Raw genomic sequence first — 24128 nt, forward strand, 5'->3', positions numbered from 1 at the left:
CGCAGGTTCAAATCCTGTCCCCGCAACCAAATGGTCCCGTGGTGTAGTGGTTAACATGCCTGCCTGTCACGCAGGAGATCGCCGGTTCGACCCCGGTCGGGACCGCCATTTCATATAAAGAAAAGAACGAAACAAGTTGTTTCGTATTTTTTTATTTGTTTTAACAAAAAACTAATAAAGACAGTCAAACTATCCTTAGGACAACTCCTAAGGACTTTTTTATATATTCAAAACCTGTATAATAAAGAGCAGAGAACATTGTGAGTAAAGTAGGTGAAGTCTGTGAGTAAATATGAAGTAACAACAAAATCTTCTGAGGAAACACAAAGGTTATCAGAAAAACTAGGTGAGCTCGTAGAGGCACAAGACGTAATTATTTTAGAAGGAGATCTTGGAGCTGGTAAGACGACTTTTACAAAGGGACTAGCAAAAGGTCTTGGAGTGAAAAGAGTTGTAAATAGTCCTACCTTTAATATCATCAAAGAATATAAAGGAAGATTACCGCTATATCATATGGACGTGTATCGCTTAGCAGAAAGTGAAGAGGACTTAGGCTTTGATGAATATTTCTACGGTGAAGGAATTACGGTAGTAGAATGGGCTCATTTAATAGAAGCATATTTACCGAATGAAAAGTTACAAATTAGTTTATTCCATGCTGGAGATGACACAAGAAAAATTATACTCGAGCCAATTGGAGATCGCTATATTAGATTATGTGAGGAGCTATTACAAGATGAAAGTACTAGCAATTGATACTTCAAATTACGTAATGGGTGTATCCCTTATTGAGGAAGAAAACGTAATTGGGGAAATCATTACAAATTTAACAAAAAACCATTCTGTACGTCTTATGCCAGCTGTAGAGAAACTGTTAAAAGAGTGTGGCGTAAAACCGAAGGAATTAACTAAAATCGTTGTAGCTGCTGGACCTGGATCCTATACAGGTGTTCGTATAGGCGTGACAGCGGCGAAAACATTAGCTTGGTCACTTCAAATACCAATTGTAGGTGTATCAAGTTTAGAGGTAGTAGCTGCAAACGGTGCTAACTTTAACGGGTTAATTTGTCCTTTATTTGATGGAAGACGTGGGCAAATTTATACTGGGTTATATACATATGAAGGAGAGCAGTTAACTTCAATAGAAGAAGACCGAATTATTCTTATTGTAGACTGGTTGCAAATGTTAAAAGATAAAGGACAGCCTGTTTTATTTATCGGTAACGATGTTAAATTGCATAAAGAAACAATTATAGAACATTTAGGTGATCAAGCTGTATTCGCTCCATTTACTAAAAATAACCCAAGACCAAGTGAGCTAGCATTCTTAGGATTACAAAAAGAAGAACAAGATGTGCATACGTTTGTTCCAAGCTATCTTCGTTTAGCTGAAGCTGAAACAAAGTGGTTAGAAAGTCAAAACAAGTAGGAGCTTGCAGAAGATGGATATGATATTTAGAAAGATGGAGCTTGATGATATTGCTCAAATTGTAGCTATTGAAGAAGCGTCTTTTTCAACTCCTTGGACTGCAGATGCCTTTCACCGTGAATTAACGATGAATGAACATGCACATTATATTGTGTTAGAAAAAGATGGTCGTGTAGTCGGGTATTGTGGATTGTGGATAATTATTGATGAATCACATATAACAAATATAGCTATTTTGCCAGAATACCGAGGTCAAAAGTTAGGAGATGCCCTATTGAAAGCAGTTATTTCTGAAGCGAAAGAACTAGGGGTAAAAACAATGACACTTGAAGTACGTGTATCAAATGAAGTAGCAAAGCAGTTATACAGAAAATACGGATTTCAAAATGGTGGGATTCGTAAACGATACTATGCAGACAATCAGGAAGATGGTCTCGTAATGTGGGTGAATATATAATGGAAAAAAATACGATTATACTTGGTATTGAAACAAGTTGTGATGAAACAGCAGTAGCAGTTGTTAAAAATGGAACGGAAATTATTGCGAATGTCGTTGCATCACAAATTGAAAGTCATAAACGTTTTGGCGGCGTTGTACCAGAGATTGCATCCCGTCATCATGTAGAAGAAATTACAGTTGTGTTAGAAGAAGCTTTAAAGGAAGCAAACATCACATTCGATGATATTGATGCAATTGCTGTAACAGAAGGTCCTGGTTTAGTAGGAGCACTTCTAATTGGAGTAAATGCAGCGAAGGCAGTAGCGTTTGCACATGATATTCCGTTAGTCGGTGTTCATCATATTGCTGGTCATATTTATGCGAACCGTTTAGTAAAAGAAGTTCAATTCCCGTTATTATCACTTGTTGTATCTGGTGGGCATACAGAACTTGTTTATATGAAAGAACATGGTTCATTCGAAGTAATTGGTGAAACACGAGACGATGCAGCTGGAGAAGCATATGATAAAGTAGCTCGTACGTTATCTATGCCATATCCAGGTGGTCCTCATATTGATCGCCTTGCACATGAAGGAGAACCGACAATTGATTTGCCTCGTGCATGGCTAGAACCGGATTCGTATGATTTTAGCTTTAGTGGATTGAAATCAGCAGTTATCAACACTGTGCATAACGCAAAACAGCGCGGTATAGAAATTGCACCAGAAGATTTAGCGGCAAGTTTCCAAGAAAGTGTAATAGATGTACTTGTAACGAAAGCAGCTCGTGCAGCAGAAGCTTATAATGTAAAGCAATTACTTCTTGCTGGTGGAGTAGCTGCTAATAAAGGACTTCGTGCGCGATTAGAAGAGGAATTTGCACAAAAAGAAAACATTGAATTAATTATTCCGCCGCTATCTTTATGCACAGATAATGCAGCGATGATTGCAGCGGCAGGGACAATTGCTTATGAACAAGGTAAGCGTGCAACATTAGCCTTAAATGCAAATCCAGGATTAGATATTGAAGCATAGTTATACACATAATTAACCACAGGTTGTGGATAAAACCCATATTATCTGTTGATAATGTGGGTTTTATTGTGTATATAAAATGTTGATAACTTTTTTATTGACTGTGGATAATGTGGAAAAGTTATTTTGATGTTTATTTTATAAAGGTGGATATGTGTATAAACTTGTGGATAAATAGGTTGATGTCAGACCTTTGAATTTGTTCTTTTTCGGGAAATAAAAAGCAAGAAGATATCCCCGAAAAACATTTTGAAACATCTCCCCATTATAGAAGATGCTAATATTGTCAATCTTTGTCGTTAAAACGATATTTCGTGTCGAATTGTTAATATATATAGGGTTACAATAGATATATTTAAAAAATCGTTAGTATATTCTAAGTTACGATAGATATATTCAAAAAATTGTTTAAGTACTAAAAAAAGATGTCACATAGTCAAAAATCCTGACTTATAAGACATCTTCCTTATTTAAATATGCTTATACATGCAGCTCTTCCCATTCTGCCATACAAGTTTCAAGTTGTTCTTGTAGCGTTTGCTTTTTAGTTGTAATTTCACTAGCTTTTTCATAATCTGCATATATTTCTGGTAAGCAAAGTTGATCTTCTAACGTAGCAATTTCTTCTTCTAATTCCACTATACTTTGTTCTAGCTCTTCAATTTTTCTAGTGCGTTGACGCTCTAGTTTTTTACGCTCTTTTTCTTCTAAATAATTTAATTTCTCTTGTGCAACCACCTTTTGAACAGGAACGTCACTTTCTTGCTGTTCAAGTTCTGCACGTTCAATCATTTCATTTTTCTTTTCAACGTAGTAATCGTAATCCCCTAAATATTCCTGTGCACCTTCTGTTGATAACTCAACCACAGTCGTTGTTACACGGTTAATAAAGTAGCGGTCATGTGAGACGAATAGAAGAGTCCCTGGGTAATCAATTAAAGCATTCTCCAAAATCTCTTTACTATTTAAATCAAGGTGGTTCGTAGGCTCATCTAGAATTAACAAATTTGACTTTTGCATCATAAGTTTTGCAAGAGCTAATCGAGCTTTTTGTCCACCACTAAGGGAAGATACTGGTTTCAGTACATCATCTCCTGTGAATAAAAAATTCCCAAGTATAGTACGGATTTCTTTTTCCGGTTGCAGTGGATATTCATCCCATAGTTCATTTAAAACCCGTTTAGAAGATGTTAAGTTTGCTTGTTCTTGATCATAATAACCAACAGATACATTTGATCCGAAAGAAACATCACCATTTAATAGTGGTAACTTATTCACAATGGATTTTAACAATGTGGATTTCCCAATTCCGTTTGGACCAACTAAAGCAACACTATCTCCGCGAGTTAAGCGCATAGTTACATGTTCAATTATAGGGTTTTCATCATAACCGATGGTTGCATCATTTACTTGTAAAACATCATTTCCACTTTGTTTTTCAATATCGAAGTGGAATGATGCTGACTTAGAATCCCCTAATGGTCTCGTTAATAATTCCATTCTGTCTAGTTGTTTACGGCGACTTTGAGCACGTTTCGTTGTAGAAGCGCGAGCTATATTCTTTTGAACGAAGTCCTCAAGTTTTGCGATTTCATCTTGTTGTTTTTCGTAACGTTTCATTTCTTGCTCATATAATGCTGATTTTAAGTCTAAATATTTACTGTAGTTACCAACAAATCGTCTGCTTTCTTTATTCGAAATTTCATATACTTGTGTAACGAGTTTGTCTAAGAAATAACGGTCATGTGAGACGATTAATATTGCGCCAGGATAACCTTGCAAATATTGCTCAAGCCATGTTAATGTTTCGATGTCTAAATGGTTTGTAGGCTCGTCCAAAATAAGTAAGTCTGGTTTTGTTAATAATAATTTCCCGAGAGCTAATCTTGTTTTTTGCCCGCCGCTTAAAGTAGAGATCGTCGTCTGGTGCGTTTCAACTGGGAAGCCAAGGCCGCTTAAAATGGAGCGAATATCCGCTTCATATTGATATCCACCTTGATCTTTATAATTGAGTTGTAGTTGGTCATAATCAGCTAACAATCTTTCATATGTAGCTTCGTTTGAAAAGTTTTCTTCTTTTCCCATTTCTTGCTCAAGCCTTCGAAGTTTTGTCTCCATTTGCTGTAAGTGGGTAAAGACGGTTAGCATTTCATCCCAAATTGTTAAAGACGTTTCTAGTCCAGTATTTTGAGCTAAATATCCGATTGAGACATCTTTCGGTTTTATAATTTCGCCACCATCATGAGATAATTCACCAGCGATAATTTTTAATAATGTAGATTTTCCTGCTCCATTCCTTCCAACTAATGCGATACGATCTTTTGTTTGTACTTCCAATTTTATGTTTGCAAGAATCGTTTCTGCACCGTATAATTTCGAAAGCGCGTTTACTTGTAATAAAATCAATGTTTTCACCTCAAATAATTTCTTAACTTTGCCATGTTTATATTTCTCAATCATACTAAAAATAGTGTATAGTTTAAAATAAAGAGAGAATACTTCTTCTCTTTATTATACAAGGAATTTAATGAGTGCTAAACTTCTGTATTTGATTAAAGTATATGAATAAAGATAGGAAGAGAGGAGAGGTCATATGGATCAGCAAAAGATTCCACAAGCCACTGCTAAAAGATTGCCTCTATACTATCGATTTATCCAAAACTTATCTCTTTCTGGTAAGCAGCGTGTTTCATCGGCCGAATTGAGTGAGGCAGTAAAAGTAGATTCCGCAACAATACGAAGAGATTTTTCGTATTTTGGAGCGTTAGGGAAAAAGGGATATGGATATAACGTAAATTATTTATTATCATTTTTCCGCGAAACACTTGATCAAGATGATATAACACGTGTAGCACTTATTGGAGTAGGTAATTTAGGGACCGCTTTCTTACATTATAATTTCACGAAAAACAATAATACAAAAATTGAAATGGCATTTGATGTTAGTGAAGAGAAAGTTGGAACAGAAATCGGGGGCATTCCTGTATATCATTTAGATGAATTAGAAGAGAGATTATCAAATGATATACAAGTGGCAATATTAACAGTACCGGCTACAGTAGCACAAGCTGTAGCAGATAGATTAGCTGAAACAAGCGTGCACGGTATTTTGAATTTCACACCAGCGCGATTAAACGTATCAGAGAATATTAGAATTCATCATATTGACTTAGCTGTAGAGTTACAAACATTAGTTTACTTTTTGAAAAACTATCCACAATAAAACGCAGAGGAAGCGACCTCTGCGTTTTATTATTGTTTCTTCTTTGTGAATTTAACTAATATAAGGCGAAGTGCCAAATTAAAATCAATTGTTGCCATAACTGCAAATAGTATTGTCCACATATTCCAGATTGTATCTGTCACGTTCGTAATGGCGAAGCGTGTAAAGATACATCCAAGAAGGAAGTATAGTGCAGCCATGAACAATGGTGAGTTTCTCATACAAAAAATCCTCCGATAAAGCCTTGCATTTTTTCAGCTTCTTTAATCATTTCTTGAATTTGTTCATTGCTCATAAAAATTTGCCCAATAGCGACTAATGTATTCATAGCAACATGAGCTGCAATCGGAACGATAATACGTTTCGTCTTCACATATAAGAAGGCGAATACGAGCCCCATAGCAGTGTATACCAATAAGTGAGTAAAATCAAAATGAATTGTTGCGAATACAAGCGAACTAATGATAGCTGCGATAAAGAAGTTAAACTTCTTATAAAGCGTGCCGAATAGAATTTTTCTAAATACGATTTCTTCTAAGATAGGTCCAATTATAGATACAACAATAAGGAACCAAGGTATCGTTCTTGCGATGTCCATCAGTCTGTCTGTATTCTCAGATCCACGTGGAACCCCAAATACATACATTTCAATCATACCTGCAATGGATTGTGAGATGATTGCTAAGAAGAACCCGATAAAAATCCATCCAATAGTAGCTGGAACAGAAGAGCGCATTGGATCTAAATGCCTGTCACGAATATCTGTTCTAAGTAACCAAAGCACGATACATAATGCAATAAAGAAGCTAATGATTGCCCAGTGTCCCGTTATGATTTGTCCTTTTTCTTCAATGGTAAATCCTCTATTATCATAGAGTCCTGTTTTTAGGAGAAGTGGTAATCCAAAAACGCCAGATAACTGCATTAAAATGTATGTAATGATAATCCACCAGTATTGTTTCTTCAAATGGTTTAACCATCCTTTCTAACTATAGTGTATGAGATAAGTTAGGATAACATGTAAATATGCTACCTACGATATAAACCTCTTGAATTATGTTTTTTTCGTAAATCCTTATTTGAAATTATAATAGAAGACAGGAGAAAGTTGTATGTGTAGCGAAAACAACTTAGGGTGTCCTTTCATATTGTAACATACGAGCAGTGGAAACAACGATTCATATAGTAAAGGCAGTATTGTATATAGAAAGTTTATATAGTGATTTGCGAAAAAATTATGATTTTTTTACTTGCAAAAGAAATTGAGATTATTTATTATTATAAGTGTGTTAGCACTCGGATGACTTGAGTGCTAATAAAAGAAATTTACATAACAAAATGAGGAGGTTATTGTTCATGCTAAAGCCATTAGGTGATCGCGTTGTAATTGAGCTTGTTCAAGCAGAAGAAAAAACAGCAAGTGGTATCGTATTACCAGATACTGCAAAAGAAAAACCACAAGAGGGTAAAGTTGTTGCAGTAGGTACTGGTCGAGTGCTTGAGAATGGTGAGCGTGTTGCTTTAGAGGTAGCAGCAGGTGATCTTATCATCTTCTCAAAATATGCAGGTACTGAAGTGAAATATGAAGGTACAGACTACTTGATTTTACGTGAAAGTGACATTTTAGCAGTTATCGGTTAATTATATAAATCTTAAAAAATCCAAGGGGGTCAATTATTATGGCAAAAGATATTAAATTTAGTGAAGAAGCACGTCGTTCGATGCTTCGCGGTGTCGACACTCTTGCAAACGCAGTAAAAGTTACGCTTGGACCAAAAGGTCGTAACGTTGTACTTGAGAAAAAATTTGGTTCACCACTTATTACAAATGATGGTGTAACAATCGCAAAAGAAATCGAATTAGAAGATGCATTCGAAAACATGGGTGCGAAATTAGTAGCAGAAGTTGCTAGCAAAACAAATGACGTAGCTGGTGACGGAACAACAACTGCAACTGTATTAGCGCAAGCTATGATTCGTGAAGGTCTTAAAAACGTAACAGCTGGTGCGAACCCAATGGGTCTTCGTAAAGGTATCGAAAAAGCTGTTACTGCTGCAATTGAAGAATTAAAAACGATTTCTAAACCAATCGAAGGCAAATCTTCTATCGCACAAGTAGCTGCTATTTCTGCAGCTGACGAAGAAGTAGGTCAATTAATCGCTGAAGCAATGGAGCGCGTTGGTAACGACGGCGTTATTACTTTAGAAGAGTCTAAAGGATTCACAACAGAATTAGACGTAGTAGAAGGTATGCAATTTGATCGTGGCTATGCATCTCCTTACATGATTACTGATTCTGACAAAATGGAAGCAGTTCTTGATAACCCATATATCTTAATTACTGACAAAAAGATTTCTAACATTCAAGAAATCTTACCAGTATTAGAGCAAGTGGTACAACAAGGTAAACCACTTCTTATCATTGCTGAAGATGTAGAAGGCGAAGCATTAGCTACATTAGTAGTGAACAAACTTCGTGGTACATTCAATGTAGTAGCTGTTAAAGCTCCTGGATTTGGTGACCGTCGTAAAGCAATGCTAGAAGATATCGCAATCTTAACTGGTGGCGAAGTGATCACTGAAGAATTAGGCCGTGACTTAAAATCTGCTACAGTTGAATCTTTAGGACGCGCTGGTAAAGTTGTTGTTACAAAAGAAAACACAACTGTAGTTGAAGGTGTAGGAAGCACAGAACAAATCGAAGCTCGCATCGGTCAAATCCGTGCGCAATTAGAAGAAACAACTTCTGAATTCGATCGCGAAAAATTACAAGAGCGTCTTGCTAAACTAGCAGGTGGCGTAGCAGTAATTAAAGTAGGTGCAGCAACTGAAACTGAGTTAAAAGAGCGCAAACTTCGCATTGAAGATGCACTTAACTCAACTCGTGCAGCAGTAGAAGAAGGTATCGTTGCAGGTGGTGGTACTTCACTTATGAACGTATACACAAAAGTAGCTTCTATCGTAGCTGAAGGCGACGAAGCAACAGGTATCAACATCGTACTTCGCGCACTAGAAGAGCCAGTTCGTCAAATCGCAATCAACGCTGGTCTAGAAGGATCTGTAGTTGTAGAGCGTCTAAAAGGCGAAAAAGTAGGCGTTGGTTTCAACGCAGCTACTGGCGAATGGGTTAACATGCTTGAGTCTGGTATCGTAGATCCAGCTAAAGTAACTCGTTCTGCACTTCAAAACGCAGCATCTGTTGCAGCTATGTTCTTAACAACTGAAGCTGTAGTAGCTGACAAGCCAGAACCAAATGCACCAGCAATGCCTGACATGGGCGGCATGGGCATGGGCGGTATGGGCGGAATGATGTAATTCCGTTTGTCCTAAAAAACATCCATTTCTATATAGAAATGGATGTTTTTTTATGTTTTTTAGAAAAGGAAATGAATTTCTGTAGAATTTTGTCGCTTTCTCTCTTGACCATATTGATACTTCATTGTTAGAATCTAGGAAGATAATATAAAACGATCCTTCATATATCCTCAATGATATGGTTTGAGAGTCTCTACCGGGTTACCGTAAACAACCTGACTATGAAGGCAGTGTGTCTTATATTTATAAAGAGCGGAGACTATCTTTCTTTATAAAGTCAGACCCCTGCCTTTTCTTTGTTATGAGACTAGAGGCGGAGGACTGGCTTTTTTTATTATATTGGTAATGCTTTTCGCCAAATTGGTGAAAATATTTATATACGAGAACTAACGTTGGGGTGATTATTTTGAAGAAACAACACGATACAATTATCGTTTTAGATTTTGGAAGTCAATACAATCAGTTAATAGCACGTCGAATTCGTGAGTTCGGTGTATACAGTGAACTTCATCCACATACAATTACTGCAGAAGAAATTAAAGCAATGAATCCAAAAGGGATTATTTTCTCTGGTGGACCAAATAGTGTATACGGTGAAGGTGCATTACATTGTGATGAAAAAATCTTTGAACTAGGTTTACCAATCTTCGGTATTTGTTACGGTATGCAGCTTATGACGCAACACTTCGGTGGTAAAGTAGAGCGTGCAAATCACCGTGAGTACGGAAAAGCTGTTCTTAAAGTAGAGAACGAATCAAAATTATATGCGAACCTTCCAGAAGAGCAAGTTGTATGGATGAGCCATGGCGACTTAGTAACGGGTTTACCTGAAGGATTCGTAGTAGATGCAACAAGTGAGTCTTGCCCAATTGCTGGTATGAGCAATGAAGCGAAAAACTTATACGGTGTACAATTCCACCCAGAAGTACGTCACTCTGAGCACGGTAACGATTTAATTAAAAACTTCGTATTCGGTGTATGTGGTTGTTCTGAAGGATGGAACATGGAGAACTTTATTGAAGTAGAATTAGAAAAGATTCGTGAAACTGTTGGAGACAAAAAAGTACTATGCGCACTTAGTGGCGGTGTAGACTCTTCTGTTGTAGCAGTATTAATTCATAAAGCAATTGGTGATCAATTAACATGTATTTTCGTTGACCACGGTTTACTTCGTAAAGGTGAAGCAGAAGGCGTTATGAAAACATTTAGCGAAGGCTTCCATATGAACGTTATTAAAGTGGATGCAAGAGACCGCTTCATGGACAAGTTAAAAGGTGTAGAAGATCCAGAACAAAAACGTAAAATCATCGGTAACGAATTCATTTACGTATTTGATGATGAAGCGTCAAAATTACAAGGTATGGACTTCTTAGCGCAAGGTACACTTTACACAGATATCGTTGAGAGTGGTACAGCAACTGCGCAAACAATTAAATCTCACCATAACGTTGGTGGACTTCCAGAAGACATGCAGTTCAAATTAATTGAGCCTTTAAACACGTTATTTAAAGACGAAGTACGTGTATTAGGATCTGAATTAGGAATTCCTGATGAAATCGTATGGCGTCAACCATTCCCAGGACCGGGTCTTGGTATTCGTGTATTAGGTGAAATCACAGAAGAGAAATTAGAAATCGTTCGTGAATCTGATGCGATTTTACGTGAAGAAATTATTAAAGCGGGCTTAGACCGTGAAATCTGGCAATACTTCACTGCGCTTCCTGGTATGCGTAGCGTAGGTGTTATGGGTGACGAGCGTACTTACGATTACACAGTAGGTATCCGTGCGGTAACATCTATCGACGGTATGACAGCTGACTGGGCACGTATCCCTTGGGACGTATTAGAGAAAATCTCTGTACGTATCGTAAACGAAGTAAAACACGTTAACCGTATCGTGTATGATGTAACGAGTAAGCCACCAGCAACTATTGAGTGGGAATAAGACATTAAATTAATAATATTTGTGAAGCCTATCTTAAAGCGTTTTTCAACTTGTTAAATGTTTTAAATGCTTGATTTATGATAGTGTTCACCACCAAAAGACCCCCCAAGATATATTTCTTGGGGGGTTAATTGATAAGTGTGTGTATTCAATGATTTTTCTACTAAATTGTGAAATCACCATATTGGTGGTAAAATGACACGTAATAGGATGTTTATTTATAGGAGGCAATTTTATGAGAATGACAATTACATTATCTATTGAAGCAAAAGAGAACTTAACAAAGTTGCAAAAATTGATTAGTGAAGAATCTGGAGGAGGAAAAGTAACTCAAGGTTTTGCTATTGGATATGCACTAAAAAATCAAGTTGAACTAATGGAAAAGAAGAAAAAAGAAGAAAAATAAATACTAAAACAAAGGTTAATCATTTTAGATTAGCCTTTTTATTTTGCCTTTTTCGAGAACAAATATTTATTTTCAATAGTAACTCACCAAAAAATCACGCAAATATATGTATTTTTGGTGTTGACCAGGTGAATTTATGGTGATAATATTATTTTAACGCAATTTGGTGTCTATTTGCGTGATTAAAGTTGGTGAGGGAGGTATTAATTGAAATGCTTGAAGAAGAATTTGAAAATTTGTCAGATGAGGAACAACGTGAAGTCATTGAGTATTTAGATGAGTATATGGAATCTGTAGCTATCGGAAACGGTGATTATCACATTGGTGATAATGGAGAAATTGTAATTGAAGATTAATTTTAAAAAGAAGAAAGGAAAATAGTATGACGACAAAAGAGAAAAAATTCCAAAGACTGTTAGAAAAGAGGATGAAAAGAGCAATGAAGCAATTAGATTTAATTGCGAATCTTTCGTCAGGTAGATATGCTTGTTCCGTATTTGAAGTTAGCAAATTGATTAACCAATTGGACTCGAAAGTCAAATACATTGATGGATTATTTCAAAAACGTTTATTACTTAATTCTAAGAAAAAATAGAACGGGGGCTAATTCCCGTTCTTAAATTAATCACGATACGGAGAGGTGAATATTTTGAGAAAGAACCAAGTGACAATTGTTATAGATAGATTCAGTGATGAAGCTAAAAACGGACAGAATAAGCAGACAATACTTGTTTATTGTGATTCCAATAATATTTGGGAAGCTCTTAACGGTGCTTTTTATGAAGTAGTAAGTGAAGTGATAAAAGGTCAAAATCTTCCTAGCTTTGGGCGAAGGGAGCACTATAAAGAAAGGGTTACTGATTTCTTTGATGGGGAAGGTATTAACTGTGAGAATACAAATACAGAGGGAAATAGCCAATCCTCAGAACCGATTGAGTGGCTACTTGAAAATGGGTTCCTAATTGAATGGGATGTGTTTGCGAAAGAAGCGACCGGATCTGAAATTGAAAAAATTAAAGAACGAATGCCTAAAGGAAGTCAGTTACATTTAGATTTGAAAGAAGTGGCTAATAAAGCGATATATCCTAATGGCAGTACTAGAGGTGTCTCATATGAGTTCTTGGTAAAAATTTTAGCGGGATTTTCATCAGTGTGGGAAAAAGGAAACTAAGCTAATAAGATTTGAAAGGAGCAATCCATGAAGCGAAATGCACTTACAAACATAATCAATAAAAGAAACGATGATTGGCAAGAGGTTGTATATCCACAAAGGAAAAATAAATTATTAAAATATTTCTTTGTAATATTCATCCTTATGCTGACGGTTTTCTTTGTGAAGGTGTCAAACGCTATCCCCCCACTAATAATTGATATTCCTGTGATTCATGGCTATATGAGTTTCAATAGCTTCGTTGATGTACTAATAGTAGTTCTTTGGGTGGTATCTATTTATAAAAGTATTAGATTCTACTTTGACTTTGTTAAGGGCCATAGGTCATGGATTGCTAATAATCTAGCCTATATGATTCATTCGATAAAATTGTTTGATGAAACTGTAGTTGAGGTTGAGGAAGATGGGAAAAAAGTAAAAGAACGAATAATTGAGAGAGTTATTCAAATTTATTTCAAAGAGGATAACGAAAAAGTATATGTACGAATAGCAAGAAATGGTGACCGATTTACAAAAGAAGCTACCAATCTTGGCGAAAACCTTGAAGCTACTTTAGGAATGGAACTAGAATCAATAAATATAACCGTTAACTATGTTGATTATGCTTTCTTAAAATACAAAGACGAACGAATTAACCTAGCTTCAGCAATAAGTAAATCAAATGATTCAGATGAAATTAGAATTACTGGAAATATATCTTACGAACTCCACAAGGTAGTACACTCGCTTGTAGTCGGAGGGACTGGATCGGGCAAGTCGTTCTTTATTTTGGGAAAAATAGTTTCTTACTTGAATTTATCTCCTCAAGCTGATTTAAGAATTGTTGACCCTAAAAAAGCAGACTTGAGCCTTTTGCGTTTTGTTACGGGATTTGAAGAGAAAGTTGCTACAGAAGCCAATCAAATATGCAAAATGCTAAGAGAAGTCGTGGGATTAATGGAAGAACGTTATTCCGAATATTTCGATAATGTGTCGGCTTTTGGTAAAACCTATAGGGACTTTAACTTGCCTATTGTCATTGTCATTTTTGATGAATTTTCAGCTTTTATGCATTCTGTAGATAAGAAAATTGCTAAAGAAGCTCTAGATTACGTTTTTCAAATCGTTATGAAAGGCAGACAAGCAGGCGTCATGATAGAAATACTTATGCAACGTCCTTCAGCAGATGACCTGCCTACGAATATAAGGGCACAGATGGGTTTTAAAGCAGGTTTAGGTGCTATGGACTCAATTGGCTATAACATGATATTTGATACCAATAACGTTGAATATAAGACGGTTACAGAGAAAGGTGGTGGATATATTCAACTGGATGGCATTCACACTGCCCCAGTCTATTTTGAAACCCCATATATAGACAAAGACTTTGACTTTATAGCAGAAATAGAAAAATTGATGGGAAATCAGCAAATGACTGATACCTCTAAATAAAGTGATTTCATCAATCAAAAAAATTGAGCGTAACTTTTTGCGAGGGTTTCGGTGGCGACGTTAGTCGACAAACGGAGTGGCAAGAAACGCTCGTGAAAAGTTATGCCCTGTTGGGCGTTCTTTGCCCAACACTTATAAATAACCAAAATTAGTGAAGCGACCAGTGGGTAACACTGGTGAATCTCCCTCAATAGAAGTTGCGAAACTCTTTGGGGCTCTAAGTCTGGAGCGTTACTCAAAATCCCGGGAGTTCGGGATTTCAAAATGATAAAAAGGAGTTTTAAAATATGGGAAAATTAATTTTAAAATCGTCAATATTACATTCTTTAAATGACTCGGAAAATGTTGAATTAGGTGATTTTCACTTTGATATTAAACAATTTAAAGTTCCTACAGCAATGTTAGTGCAAAAAGATGGTTTTTCTACTCGAATTGAAAAAGAAAAGAATCTAAATGGTGAGCTAGTTGAAACAGGTAAGTATGCAATAACTTTTAAAGTTTACGATAGACCATTTATTGAGCTTGTATTACAAAATGGTGGTACTGAAATTGGCTCGCCTATTACTGTAGTTATTGAAAAACAAGATAGCCTACCTATCTTTGATGATTATGAAGATGGTGAATTTATTCCAATTTCTTTTACCGGTCTTAAAGTAAAACCTAAAAAGGTGCAAAAGAAAACATTTGTCGGACAAGGTAAGCCAATGATCGATACATGGCAGTATGCAGAACTTAAAATTGAAGCTGATAGTTACACTATTGGTGAAGTACATGAGTCAAAAGCGAAGTAATCAGTGCTTAATTGATTACCTTCGTTGTTCAATTCCAAATAGTGGGTTGCCGGCAGTCGCTGATGAAGTTTTAGGAATCCCTATTTCTGAATTTTCTTCAGAGATTAAGGGGTCTCCATATCCCACTTATGATATGTGCATTAGCTTTGCGAATATAAAGCTTCATTCTTCACGAAGTCATAGTAGTGTTCTTATAGATATGTCTGGGCAAGCGTGTAGACAATATGAAGAATACATGTCGAGGGTTGATGGTTGGCATTGGTACAAATTTGTATCAGTTATTTTAGAAATACAAGGTAAGGTATCAAGAATAGATTTGGCTTTAGATATTTTTGATGATTCTACTCCATCTGTAAAAGCGTTGCAGGATTATGTGAAACGAGGACAATTAAGTACGAAAAGTCATAAATTTATTGAAATAAATAGTGGTAGGATTCTTGATGGGAAATTGACCGGTTTTACATTGTATATTGGTGCATCTCCGCAAATATTACGAATCTATGATAAGAAACAAGAAAGAAGAGATAATGCAGATGAAGTTGTAAATGTTGAAAAGTGGGTCAGATGGGAACTAGAGCTGACCGGAAATAAAGCGATGCAAGTTGCTCTTCAAATATCTAATGGGAAACCACTTAATACTATAGTTAAAGGTATTTTATCAGCTCATTATTGTTTCAAGACACAACCTAAGAGTGCTAGTGATTTACATAATAAAAATAGACTTCCTACAATGAGATGGTGGCAAAAATTTGTAGATGGTATTGAGGTAATTCCCTTAAAAGTAAAGCGTGAAAAGCTCACTTTAAAGAAAAAGAAAAATTGGGTTGAAAATGCTACAGTAAAATCAATCAGTATGCTCTATGAGTCATTTAGGCGTGTATATGGTGAAAAATATGCTGAGCTTTATTTGAAAGAGTTAATACATATGGGGAAAGAAAAAATTACTGAGTCCGACCAAACATTAATTGAGCAACGTGTTTTAGAACTTATGAGTGAGGATGAATATTAGCGTGGAAAGGGGTTGTTGTGATGGGTACAACAATATGTAAAGATGATTTAATTAGACTAGGATATAAGAAATATCAAGCTATTTCACTAATTAGGCAAGCAAAAGCAATCATGGTGCAAAAAGGTTGTCCGTATTATAACAACAAAAGACTAGGAAGAGTACCGAGGGATGTGGTTGAATCCATTTTAGGAGTTTCTCTTATAACAGAAATGAGTAATTCTTAATGAAGAATAGAACGCAGCAAACAACAAAATACCCTGGTGTATATGTTGATGATAAAGGGAATTTCTTTTATCAATCAGAATTTGGCATTGATCGGATTACAGGAAAACGAATACGAAAAAAAGGAAGAAAAGACGTTAATGGAAAGCCCTTTTCTTCCGCGTTCGAAGCTAATAAAGAGTTAACTCGATTAAAGAGAGAATATCATAAAGTCAATAGTTACGCTAACTATAAAATGACTTACGAGCAATTTATGAATACTGTGTATATACCGTATTATCAAACAGACGTTGAAGAAAGTACCTTTTCTATTAAGAAAAGAATATTGGAAAAGATAAGAGATAGGTTTGCTTCTATTCCTCTCCGTTCTATTTCAGTGGAGGACGTACAAAATTTTCGTACATGGTTATTAACAAGTCAAGAGAATGGAGGAGCTGGATATGCTCAATCCTATGCAAGTCTAGTTTTTGGAACATTTCGTAAAAGCTTAGATAAAGCTGTGGAAATGCAATATTTAGAATACAATATTTCAAAAAAGGTTAGGGCAATCAACAAAGGAAAAGCTATTGTACCCTATTGGACGAAACAAGAATTTGAAAAAGTGATAAATCAAATTTATATTGGTGATTTTTATGAACACCTAAATTTCGTTATGTTGTGGGTCTATTATATGACAGGGATTCGTGTGAATGAAGGAACAGCTTTATATTGGAATGACATTGATTTAATAAAGAAACGTATACGGATTCATCATATGCTTATTCTGAAAAACAGAACGGATTGGAAACGGAATTCATATACGAAAACAGAAGATGGAAAGAGAATAGTAGCACTGGATGATGACACTATCAAAATTTTAAATGACTGGAAAAGTAGGCAAACAGAGATTGGATTAGGTAAGGAAAATGATTTTGTGTTTAGTTATGATGGTCTACCGATGATTAAATCAACGATATCAAGAATTATTGAGCGATATTCTAAATTCGCAGGAGTGAAAAAGATACAAGCAAAGGGATTACGTCATTCCCATGCTTCATATCTCATCAATGAATTTAATGTATCGGTGCTTGTTTTATCTCAACGTATGGGGCATTCAAGTCCAGAGATTACTTTAAAGCACTATGCTCATATGTGGAGTGGTGCTGATACTGCAATAGCTGACGCAATGACTGGAAATATTGAAATCAAAACGGCTGAACGTACAAAAATTATATTTAATGGTAATCAAGTATTAAATAAAAGTAATGTAAGAGGATAATTTTATTTAGAGAGAAAGAAAAGTGTTAGGGTGCTGATACTGCTTGCAACATGGAGAAAGGCTCGCTGTAAAGTGCGTTCGGAATTTCAAACAGTTGGAGCAAAGACAAGATAGAGCTAGAAATTGTAGAAGGATATTTTTAAACGTTGCATAAAAAAGCCTAACTAAAAATGTTAGGTTTTCTTTATGGATTAATACTTGTTAATACAATTATATATTTGTAGATTGTGTGATGTGTAAAGTATCAATTTGGACTTTAAGCTTTCTAATGAAAAATATGGATGCTTTTTTAATAACACTATATTAATTTGAATATTTATCCAAAGTGGATTGTATACAAACTTATCTTTAATCAATTATAATAAATTAATTATCTTTATAAAGAAGAGAGATGGATTTGAAATTCTATCTTTTATAGAAATTATATGTAAAGTTTGGAAGGGAAATTAGGATTTATGTCGAATGGTATTGTAAGTTTAAAGGGGAAGGATATAGGGATAATGAAAAAATTTAACATTAATTTAAATCAGACTTTTAATTATAAAACTTTAAAAGAAAAATTAAGTGAACAGCATTTAGAGCTAAGATTTTATGATGAAAACTTCATGCCTGAATTTGCAATTATAAAAGCAGAATCTTCAGAGGTCTTAAAACAAATAGATTTTATAAATGATTTCGAAGAGTGTGGAATAGGTTATTTACTTGGAAAACCAAGAAAAAATAATAATGCAGAGATAAAAGTTCATAGTAAACCAGATATAGAGAATATATCGCTTAGAAATGCAGGATTATATGGATTAGGTATCGGAATAGCAGTTATTGATTCGGGTTACAATGAAGAATTTTGTGGAAAAGTAGAGGACGCTGAAAATTTTTCGTCGGGTCCTAATCCATTGGCTCATTTAGGACATGGAAATATAGTGATATCTATTGTAAAGAAATATGCTAGTATGGCAAAGATTTATTCCGCAAAGGTTTGTCATGAAGATGGTATTGATGAAGAATCAGTACATAGGGCCTTGAAATGGATAAGGGGAATTGAAGGAATAAAAGTAATAAATATGTCAATAGGATTTGATAGGAATTGCCAGGGGAATTGTTTTTTATCAAAAGCAATAAATAAAATGGTTGATTTAGGATACATAATTATTGGGGCAGTTGGAAATGATGGAGATAAAGGAAAAACCGCTCGTTGCCCGTCCTGTGCAGAAAAAATGATTTCTGTAGGAGGAATAAGTGAAGATGGGAATAAAGTTGCATTCTTTAGTAATAAGGGGCATATAAATGGATTTAACAAACCGGACTTACTTGCTCCTGCCAATGGATTAACTATTTATGAAGGAGTACCAGATTTGTATCGCGGAACCTCTTTTGCTGCTCCTATAGTAGCGGGAATAGTAGCCGCGTGCCATCCAAAACTTGAAATCGAACGAGTTAAAGATATACTTATAAGTAGTTGTACACCATTAGTTGATCAGCCGATAAGTAAACAAGGAAATGGGCGATTTGAATTACAAAGTTTATTGGAGGTACTGAACTTATGAAAAAGAAGATTTCAGTTCATTTAAATGACATGAATAAAGTATATATCCTCGAACAATTCGGACAAATAAGTTATGTTGATGATTTTCTAGATTTGGTCTTTATTGTTGTTAATGAATCAGAGATTAAATCTATATTAGCACTAGAGTTTGTAGTTAATATCGAGGAATGTGGCCGGGGAAACTTATTAACGGCTTAAAAAAAGCCTGATTATATAATTAGGCTTTTTTTTGTTTATAAATATCGATACATTTAAATATTATGAAGTCCATTGTTGCCTGTATTAGAAGAATATGTTGATTTGTGTTACGATTAATTTTAGTAATGTATTAGTGGAAATGTGATGAGCTGGATATATAATTATAAATATTTGTAAAAACGATAAACGAAACATTTGCAGATTTAAAAGCAGATTAGTGGAGATTTCACTTACTAGATGCTCGGTGATTGTATTTCCCACCAAACACACCACCAAAACACTGAATTTTTTCAAAAGGTGCTGTTATTTAAGGAAACAGGGAGTACCGTCCATTATTGAGTGGGAATAGTATTTATAAAAAGGTCCATCTATTGCTTATGCATAGGTGGATCTTTTTTATTTTGGTGTTAATACGAACGAAACTATAAAAGTTTATAAAAACGTTCGTTTTTAAATTGACAAAACTACTTCGTCGAGTTAATATGATTATGTAATTCAAACAAAAAGTGAATATTATAGCCGTCGTATAATATCGGGGATATGGCCCGAAAGTTTCTACCTAGCTACCGTAAATGGCTTGACTACGAGGCGTTTTTATAAAGGTGAGGGGAATCTTATCTTTATTCATAGAACGCTTCCATGTATATATGCAATGGAAGCCTTTTTTGTTTCTCGGGATAAAAGAGGGCTAGGAGAAATGCGGCGAGTAATCATATAACGGGGGAAACGTAGGATGAAACGCTATTTTCAGTTTGATGAGCTCGGTACGAATTATAAGACTGAGTTCATAGCAGGGTTAACGACATTTCTATCTATGGCTTACGTACTATTTGTCAATCCTGCTACGCTGTCGCTTGGAAATGTTAAAGGGTTACCAGCAGGTACAGGGATGGATCCAGGTGCAGTATTCGTTGCTACGGCATTAGCGGCAGCGATCGGTTCGTTAATTATGGGTATTTTCGCGAAGTATCCAATTGCTTTAGCGCCAGGTATGGGAATTAACGCGTTCTTTGCTTATACAGCAGTGTTAACGATGGGGATTCCATGGCAAACAGCAATTGCCGGAACATTAATGTCAGGTATTATCTTTATTATTCTTACTGCTTCAGGTATTCGTGAAAAAATCATCAATGCAATTCCATCGGAGTTAAAGTTTGCAGTAGCAGCAGGTATCGGATTGTTCATTGCATTTCTTGGATTCCAAAATGCCGGAATTATCGTGAAAAATGATGCAGTTCTTGTTGGGTTGGGGGACTTAACAAAGGGTACAACGTTACTAGCAATCTTCGGGGTTGTTACTACGATCATCTTCATGATTAAGAAAATTAATGGTGCAGTATTTTACGGTATGATTCTTACAGCGATCTTAGGAGTAGCAACAGGATTAATTGATACTCCGAAAGCTGTGGTGGGAGCAATACCGAGTCTAGAACCAACGTTCGGCGTGGCGTTAACGCACTTCGGAGATATTTTCACAGTTCAAATGGGGATTGTTATTATAACGTTCTTCTTTATCGATTTCTTTGATACAGCAGGTACGCTTGTAGCGGTTGCGAATCAAGCAGGATTAATGAAGAACAATAAATTACCACGTGCCGGAAAAGCGTTATTTGCAGATGCGATTGCAACTGTAATTGGTGCGATTCTTGGTACATCAACAACAACGTCTTACATTGAATCGTCTGCAGGGGTAGCAGCAGGAGGGCGTTCTGGATTTACAGCAGTTGTAACAGCAGGATTCTTTTTACTGGCACTATTCTTCTCGCCATTACTAAGTGTTGTAACGCCAGCTGTAACGGCGCCGGCTTTAATTATTGTAGGAATCTTGATGGTTTCTTCCTTAGGGGAAATTGATTGGAAGAAATTCGAGATTGCAGTGCCAGCATTCTTTACAATTATCTCTATGCCACTTACGTATAGTATCGCAACTGGGATTGCGATTGGATTTATCTTCTATCCAATTACAATGGTAGTAAGTGGTCGTCGTAAAGAGGTTCATCCGATTATGTATGTTATGGGAGTTTTATTCGTACTATATTTCATCTACGTTCGTAAATAAAAGGGGTTTTTTAAAGGTCTAGACTTAAGGGGAGTCTAGACCTTTTTTGCGTCTTCAGAAAATCTTAAGGATTTCCGAGCGTTTTTCTTCAGAAGTTTTCCTATAATAGAAGTTAGGGATTAAAAAAGTGATGGGGGAGATATTGTGGCACACGAAACAATACTTGTCGTAGATGATGAAAAAGAAATTCGGAATTTAATTACAATCTATTTAAAGAATGAAGGATATAAAGTATTACAAGCAGGAGACGGAGAAGAAGGATTACGTCTATTGGAAGAAAATGAAGTACATCTAGTCGTATTAGATATTATGATGCCGAAAGTGGATGGTATTCATATGTGTATGAAGGTAAGGGAAGCGAAAGAAATGCCTATTATTATGCTTTCTGCCAAAACGCAAGATATGGATAAGATTTTAGGATTAACAACAGGGGCAGATGATTATGTAACGAAGCCGTTTAATCCGTTAGAGCTAATTGCACGAATTAAATCTCAGTTACGCCGTTATATGAAAATGAATGGTTTCGCTATTCAAAATGAGGACGAGTTAGAAATTGGGGAGATGAAAATCAACATCTCGACCCATAAAGTTATTGTAGAGGGAGAAGAAGTGAAACTAACTCCGAGGGAATTTTCAATTTTAGAATTGCTAGCTAGAAATCCAGGTATGGTGTTTAGTGCGGAGCAAATTTATGAAAAGGTGTGGAACGAACGATCTTTCCAGTCTGATAATACTGTAATGGTGCATATTCGAAAAGTGCGTGAAAAGATTGAGGAGAATCCAAGGAAACCTAGATATATAAAAACAGTATGGGGAGTGGGGTATAAGATTGAAAAAGATATTTAATCCGTTTACTTATATAAGGAAAATAAGACAATTAATTGAGAAATTAGTAAAGAGCGTACGAAAGAGTATAAGGATTCAATTGATTACTACTTTTGCTGCTTGTGCGTTATTAGGAGTTTTGTCAGCAAAGGCAGCAGCACCGTTTTTTGAGAATGCGAATCGTGAAGCAACTATCGATTATCGGGCTGGTATGGAACAAATTAATCACCAAGCTCAAGGAGCGGCAAATAGTTCGGTTCATGAAAATAAATTAGAAGCTATATCAAATATGATCGAAATGGAGAACCAAAATTTAGAGCAAGGGTCTAGAGCTTTGAAGATATTGGTTACTGATGAAAGTGGTAAAGTTTTATATAAAACAAAGCAAGCGCAAGAAGAGCAAATCGATTTGCATAATACGATTCGTAATGCAGCATCATTCGCGATTAATTATACAGATGGTAGAAATGTATTTGAAAGTACAAGAAAAGAGTTTATATCTTTTTCACCTATTACTATTGAAGGAAAGAATTTGTACATGTTTGTTAGTGGAATTCCAGAGGGAGAGGTAATATATGATACGCAAGAAGGACCATTCCCGTTTTTAATTGGTGTACTTGTATTCATTTTCTCTTTCTTCTATATAACAAAGAGAAAGATGAAGCAGATTGAAGCAATGGCACAAGGCGTAAAGGAAATAGAAAGAGGTAACTTAGCCTACCGCATTGAGAAAAAAGGTGAAGATGAGATTGCAGCTTTAACGGAGAATATTAATAATATGGCAGAAGAGCTTATGAATAATATAGAAAAGGAACGTAAATTAGAAAAGCAAAAGAATGAGCTTATCACAAATGTATCGCATGATTTGCGTACACCACTTACTTCTATTATGGGTTACTTACGATTACTTCGAGATTCTAAATATGAAAATAAAGAACAACACGATGAGTATACGAGAATTGCTTTTGCAAAGTCGGAGCAGTTAAAAAATTTAATAGAAGATTTATTTGAGTATACGAAGTTAACAAATGAACAAGTTGTATTAGAAAAACAAGAAGTATGTGTAAATGAGTTGCTTGAGCAATTAATAGAAGAGTTAGTACCGCAAGCGGAAGAGCATGGACTTACTTTTGTTAAGAAGTTTCCTGAGGAACGTGCTTATGCATCGATTGATTCGGAAAAGATGGTTCGTGTATTTGATAATTTACTAATGAATGCAATTAAGTATAGTAAAGATGATGGAGAGATAAAAGTTTCTCTTCAAAGGCAGCGTAGGGATATACAAATTGTAATTGCGAATCATAGTGAAGAGTTTACAAGAGAAGAGTTAGCGAATTTGTTTGAACGTTTCTATAAGAAGGATCAATCTCGAAGTAGAGTAACGGAAGGGTCGGGACTCGGTTTAGCGATTGCGAAAAGTATTGTTGAGTTACAAGGTGGTAGTATTCGAGCGGAATATAGGGATGGCACTATTCAATTTATCGTCTCGTTACCAATTATAGAAAAATAATAAATGAATAGAATGATATGTGATAAAAAGGCTTATTTTAAAATAAGCCTTTTTATATTTTTTATAAAAATATATTGACGATTAGAGCTTAGAGGTGTAATATAGAACAAGTCGCCGATGACATTAACGTCGAAAGCGACAAACGAAATGAAAAACTTAGTTGACATTAACTAACGAAGATGTTAACATAAGGAAGTCGCAAATGAGCGGCCAAGTAGTTCTTTGAAAACTGAACGAAACAAACAACGTGAAACGTCAATTTTTATTTTAGATGCTAGACAAACTAACTTTATTGGAGAGTTTGATCCTGGCTCAGGATGA

Annotated in this window: 25 protein-coding genes, 1 tRNA gene and 2 riboswitches; of the genes, 23 read left to right on the forward strand and 3 right to left on the reverse strand. The window is 35.5% G+C overall.

The window, feature by feature from the left end:
- The first annotated feature begins 32 nt into the window (after nt 1-32).
- The 5 genes from MR112_RS28105 (at nt 33) to tsaD (ending at nt 2902) form a co-directional block, all read left to right on the forward strand.
- Nucleotides 33-108: transfer RNA gene (locus MR112_RS28105), tRNA-Asp, on the forward strand.
- A 174-nt stretch (nt 109-282) separates the two neighbouring features.
- Nucleotides 283-756: a tRNA (adenosine(37)-N6)-threonylcarbamoyltransferase complex ATPase subunit type 1 TsaE gene (gene tsaE / locus MR112_RS28110; protein WP_000049642.1), complete on the forward strand. Its 474-nt coding sequence runs from the start codon at nt 283-285 to the stop codon at nt 754-756.
- Complete coding sequence (gene tsaB, locus MR112_RS28115; RefSeq protein ID WP_000865740.1) at nt 737-1429, forward strand: tRNA (adenosine(37)-N6)-threonylcarbamoyltransferase complex dimerization subunit type 1 TsaB; 693 nt, start codon at nt 737-739, stop codon at nt 1427-1429. The genes tsaE and tsaB overlap by 20 nt, the downstream gene beginning before the upstream one ends.
- A 13-nt stretch (nt 1430-1442) precedes the next feature.
- The gene (gene rimI / locus MR112_RS28120; protein ID WP_000367190.1) at nt 1443-1886 is read left to right on the forward strand and encodes a ribosomal protein S18-alanine N-acetyltransferase; all 444 of its coding nucleotides are present in this window, start codon (nt 1443-1445) and stop codon (nt 1884-1886) included.
- On the forward strand, nt 1886-2902 hold the full coding sequence (tsaD, locus tag MR112_RS28125; protein ID WP_000414585.1) for a tRNA (adenosine(37)-N6)-threonylcarbamoyltransferase complex transferase subunit TsaD: 1017 nt from the start codon (nt 1886-1888) through the stop codon (nt 2900-2902). The genes rimI and tsaD overlap by 1 nt, the downstream gene beginning before the upstream one ends.
- A gap of 480 nt (nt 2903-3382) precedes the next feature.
- On the opposite strand, the gene MR112_RS28130 is transcribed toward tsaD, so the two are convergent.
- Nucleotides 3383-5308, reverse strand: coding sequence for an ABC-F family ATP-binding cassette domain-containing protein (locus MR112_RS28130; protein ID WP_000602146.1), 1926 nt, complete (start codon nt 5306-5308; stop codon nt 3383-3385).
- Between the two features lie 187 nt (nt 5309-5495).
- On the opposite strand from MR112_RS28130, the gene MR112_RS28135 reads away from it, so the two are divergent.
- Nucleotides 5496-6125: a redox-sensing transcriptional repressor Rex gene (locus MR112_RS28135; RefSeq protein ID WP_000372699.1), complete on the forward strand. Its 630-nt coding sequence runs from the start codon at nt 5496-5498 to the stop codon at nt 6123-6125.
- Nucleotides 6126-6154: 29 nt separating this feature from the next.
- On the opposite strand, the gene MR112_RS28140 is transcribed toward MR112_RS28135, so the two are convergent.
- Entirely contained in the window at nt 6155-6346 is a 192-nt protein-coding gene (locus MR112_RS28140) for a YdiK family protein (RefSeq protein WP_001246201.1), read from the reverse strand.
- Nucleotides 6343-7092, reverse strand: coding sequence for a CPBP family intramembrane glutamic endopeptidase (locus MR112_RS28145; RefSeq protein WP_071740114.1), 750 nt, complete (start codon nt 7090-7092; stop codon nt 6343-6345). Before MR112_RS28145 ends, MR112_RS28140 begins: the two co-directional genes overlap by 4 nt.
- Nucleotides 7093-7481: 389 nt before the next feature.
- On the opposite strand from MR112_RS28145, the gene groES reads away from it, so the two are divergent.
- The 17 genes from groES to ampS all read left to right on the forward strand — a co-directional run bounded on the left by groES (nt 7482) and on the right by ampS (nt 23807).
- On the forward strand, nt 7482-7766 hold the full coding sequence (groES, locus tag MR112_RS28150; RefSeq protein ID WP_000917311.1) for a co-chaperone GroES: 285 nt from the start codon (nt 7482-7484) through the stop codon (nt 7764-7766).
- Between the two features lie 38 nt (nt 7767-7804).
- Complete coding sequence (gene groL, locus MR112_RS28155) at nt 7805-9439, forward strand: chaperonin GroEL (protein WP_001029993.1); 1635 nt, start codon at nt 7805-7807, stop codon at nt 9437-9439.
- Between the two features lie 140 nt (nt 9440-9579).
- A riboswitch (purine riboswitch) is annotated at nt 9580-9681 on the forward strand.
- A 164-nt stretch (nt 9682-9845) separates the two neighbouring features.
- Complete coding sequence (guaA, locus tag MR112_RS28160; protein ID WP_000743909.1) at nt 9846-11384, forward strand: glutamine-hydrolyzing GMP synthase; 1539 nt, start codon at nt 9846-9848, stop codon at nt 11382-11384.
- A gap of 235 nt (nt 11385-11619) precedes the next feature.
- Entirely contained in the window at nt 11620-11790 is a 171-nt protein-coding gene (locus MR112_RS28165; protein ID WP_162837641.1) for a hypothetical protein, read from the forward strand.
- Nucleotides 11791-12002: 212 nt separating this feature from the next.
- On the forward strand, nt 12003-12146 hold the full coding sequence (locus MR112_RS28170; protein WP_166572605.1) for a hypothetical protein: 144 nt from the start codon (nt 12003-12005) through the stop codon (nt 12144-12146).
- A gap of 26 nt (nt 12147-12172) precedes the next feature.
- On the forward strand, nt 12173-12385 hold the full coding sequence (locus tag MR112_RS28175) for a hypothetical protein (protein WP_098162185.1): 213 nt from the start codon (nt 12173-12175) through the stop codon (nt 12383-12385).
- 54 nt (nt 12386-12439) lie between these two features.
- Nucleotides 12440-12961, forward strand: a complete 522-nt coding sequence (locus MR112_RS28180; RefSeq protein ID WP_059303375.1) for a hypothetical protein — start codon at nt 12440-12442, stop codon at nt 12959-12961.
- A 27-nt stretch (nt 12962-12988) separates the two neighbouring features.
- Complete coding sequence (locus tag MR112_RS28185) at nt 12989-14392, forward strand: FtsK/SpoIIIE domain-containing protein (protein WP_208105342.1); 1404 nt, start codon at nt 12989-12991, stop codon at nt 14390-14392.
- A 287-nt stretch (nt 14393-14679) separates the two neighbouring features.
- Nucleotides 14680-15183, forward strand: coding sequence for a hypothetical protein (locus MR112_RS28190; RefSeq protein WP_059303377.1), 504 nt, complete (start codon nt 14680-14682; stop codon nt 15181-15183).
- Nucleotides 15164-16192 carry a replication initiation factor domain-containing protein gene (locus tag MR112_RS28195; protein WP_098162184.1) on the forward strand — a complete coding sequence of 343 codons (1029 nt, stop codon included), beginning with the start codon at nt 15164-15166 and terminating at the stop codon, nt 16190-16192. The genes MR112_RS28190 and MR112_RS28195 overlap by 20 nt, the downstream gene beginning before the upstream one ends.
- 20 nt (nt 16193-16212) lie before the next feature.
- A complete protein-coding gene (locus MR112_RS28200) occupies nt 16213-16416 on the forward strand; it encodes a DUF3173 domain-containing protein (RefSeq protein WP_016119021.1) in 204 nt (67 codons plus the stop codon).
- On the forward strand, nt 16416-17672 hold the full coding sequence (locus MR112_RS28205) for a tyrosine-type recombinase/integrase (RefSeq protein WP_098162182.1): 1257 nt from the start codon (nt 16416-16418) through the stop codon (nt 17670-17672). Before MR112_RS28200 ends, MR112_RS28205 begins: the two co-directional genes overlap by 1 nt.
- A 455-nt stretch (nt 17673-18127) precedes the next feature.
- Entirely contained in the window at nt 18128-19216 is a 1089-nt protein-coding gene (locus tag MR112_RS28210; protein WP_098162181.1) for a S8 family peptidase, read from the forward strand.
- Nucleotides 19213-19413, forward strand: a complete 201-nt coding sequence (locus MR112_RS28215) for a DUF2129 domain-containing protein (protein ID WP_085451153.1) — start codon at nt 19213-19215, stop codon at nt 19411-19413. The genes MR112_RS28210 and MR112_RS28215 overlap by 4 nt, the downstream gene beginning before the upstream one ends.
- 501 nt (nt 19414-19914) lie before the next feature.
- A riboswitch (purine riboswitch) is annotated at nt 19915-20017 on the forward strand.
- A 129-nt stretch (nt 20018-20146) separates the two neighbouring features.
- A complete protein-coding gene (locus MR112_RS28220; RefSeq protein ID WP_000833082.1) occupies nt 20147-21472 on the forward strand; it encodes an NCS2 family permease in 1326 nt (441 codons plus the stop codon).
- 144 nt (nt 21473-21616) lie between these two features.
- Nucleotides 21617-22318, forward strand: coding sequence for a response regulator transcription factor (locus tag MR112_RS28225; protein ID WP_000929885.1), 702 nt, complete (start codon nt 21617-21619; stop codon nt 22316-22318).
- Entirely contained in the window at nt 22302-23807 is a 1506-nt protein-coding gene (ampS, locus tag MR112_RS28230) for an aminopeptidase AmpS (protein WP_242245873.1), read from the forward strand. The genes MR112_RS28225 and ampS overlap by 17 nt, the downstream gene beginning before the upstream one ends.
- Nucleotides 23808-24128: the final 321 nt, after the last annotated feature.

Source organism: Bacillus cereus group sp. BfR-BA-01330 (genome assembly GCF_022663885.1).
Classification (GTDB): domain Bacteria; phylum Bacillota; class Bacilli; order Bacillales; family Bacillaceae_G; genus Bacillus_A; species Bacillus_A cereus.

Coding starts and splice junctions, on each gene's coding strand:
- MR112_RS28190 (WP_059303377.1), top strand. CDS start 14,680: ATGGGAAAATTAATTTTAAAATCGTCAATATTACATTCTTTAAATGAC.
- MR112_RS28200 (WP_016119021.1), top strand. CDS start 16,213: ATGGGTACAACAATATGTAAAGATGATTTAATTAGACTAGGATATAAG.
- MR112_RS28220 (WP_000833082.1), top strand. CDS start 20,147: ATGAAACGCTATTTTCAGTTTGATGAGCTCGGTACGAATTATAAGACT.
- MR112_RS28170 (WP_166572605.1), top strand. CDS start 12,003: ATGCTTGAAGAAGAATTTGAAAATTTGTCAGATGAGGAACAACGTGAA.
- groES (WP_000917311.1), top strand. CDS start 7,482: ATGCTAAAGCCATTAGGTGATCGCGTTGTAATTGAGCTTGTTCAAGCA.
- rimI (WP_000367190.1), top strand. CDS start 1,443: ATGGATATGATATTTAGAAAGATGGAGCTTGATGATATTGCTCAAATT.
- MR112_RS28165 (WP_162837641.1), top strand. CDS start 11,620: ATGAGAATGACAATTACATTATCTATTGAAGCAAAAGAGAACTTAACA.
- MR112_RS28195 (WP_098162184.1), top strand. CDS start 15,164: ATGAGTCAAAAGCGAAGTAATCAGTGCTTAATTGATTACCTTCGTTGT.
- tsaD (WP_000414585.1), top strand. CDS start 1,886: ATGGAAAAAAATACGATTATACTTGGTATTGAAACAAGTTGTGATGAA.
- groL (WP_001029993.1), top strand. CDS start 7,805: ATGGCAAAAGATATTAAATTTAGTGAAGAAGCACGTCGTTCGATGCTT.
- MR112_RS28135 (WP_000372699.1), top strand. CDS start 5,496: ATGGATCAGCAAAAGATTCCACAAGCCACTGCTAAAAGATTGCCTCTA.
- MR112_RS28210 (WP_098162181.1), top strand. CDS start 18,128: ATGTCGAATGGTATTGTAAGTTTAAAGGGGAAGGATATAGGGATAATG.
- tsaB (WP_000865740.1), top strand. CDS start 737: ATGAAAGTACTAGCAATTGATACTTCAAATTACGTAATGGGTGTATCC.
- MR112_RS28215 (WP_085451153.1), top strand. CDS start 19,213: ATGAAAAAGAAGATTTCAGTTCATTTAAATGACATGAATAAAGTATAT.
- MR112_RS28175 (WP_098162185.1), top strand. CDS start 12,173: ATGACGACAAAAGAGAAAAAATTCCAAAGACTGTTAGAAAAGAGGATG.
- MR112_RS28205 (WP_098162182.1), top strand. CDS start 16,416: ATGAAGAATAGAACGCAGCAAACAACAAAATACCCTGGTGTATATGTT.
- MR112_RS28140 (WP_001246201.1), bottom strand. CDS start 6,346: ATGAGAAACTCACCATTGTTCATGGCTGCACTATACTTCCTTCTTGGA.
- MR112_RS28185 (WP_208105342.1), top strand. CDS start 12,989: ATGAAGCGAAATGCACTTACAAACATAATCAATAAAAGAAACGATGAT.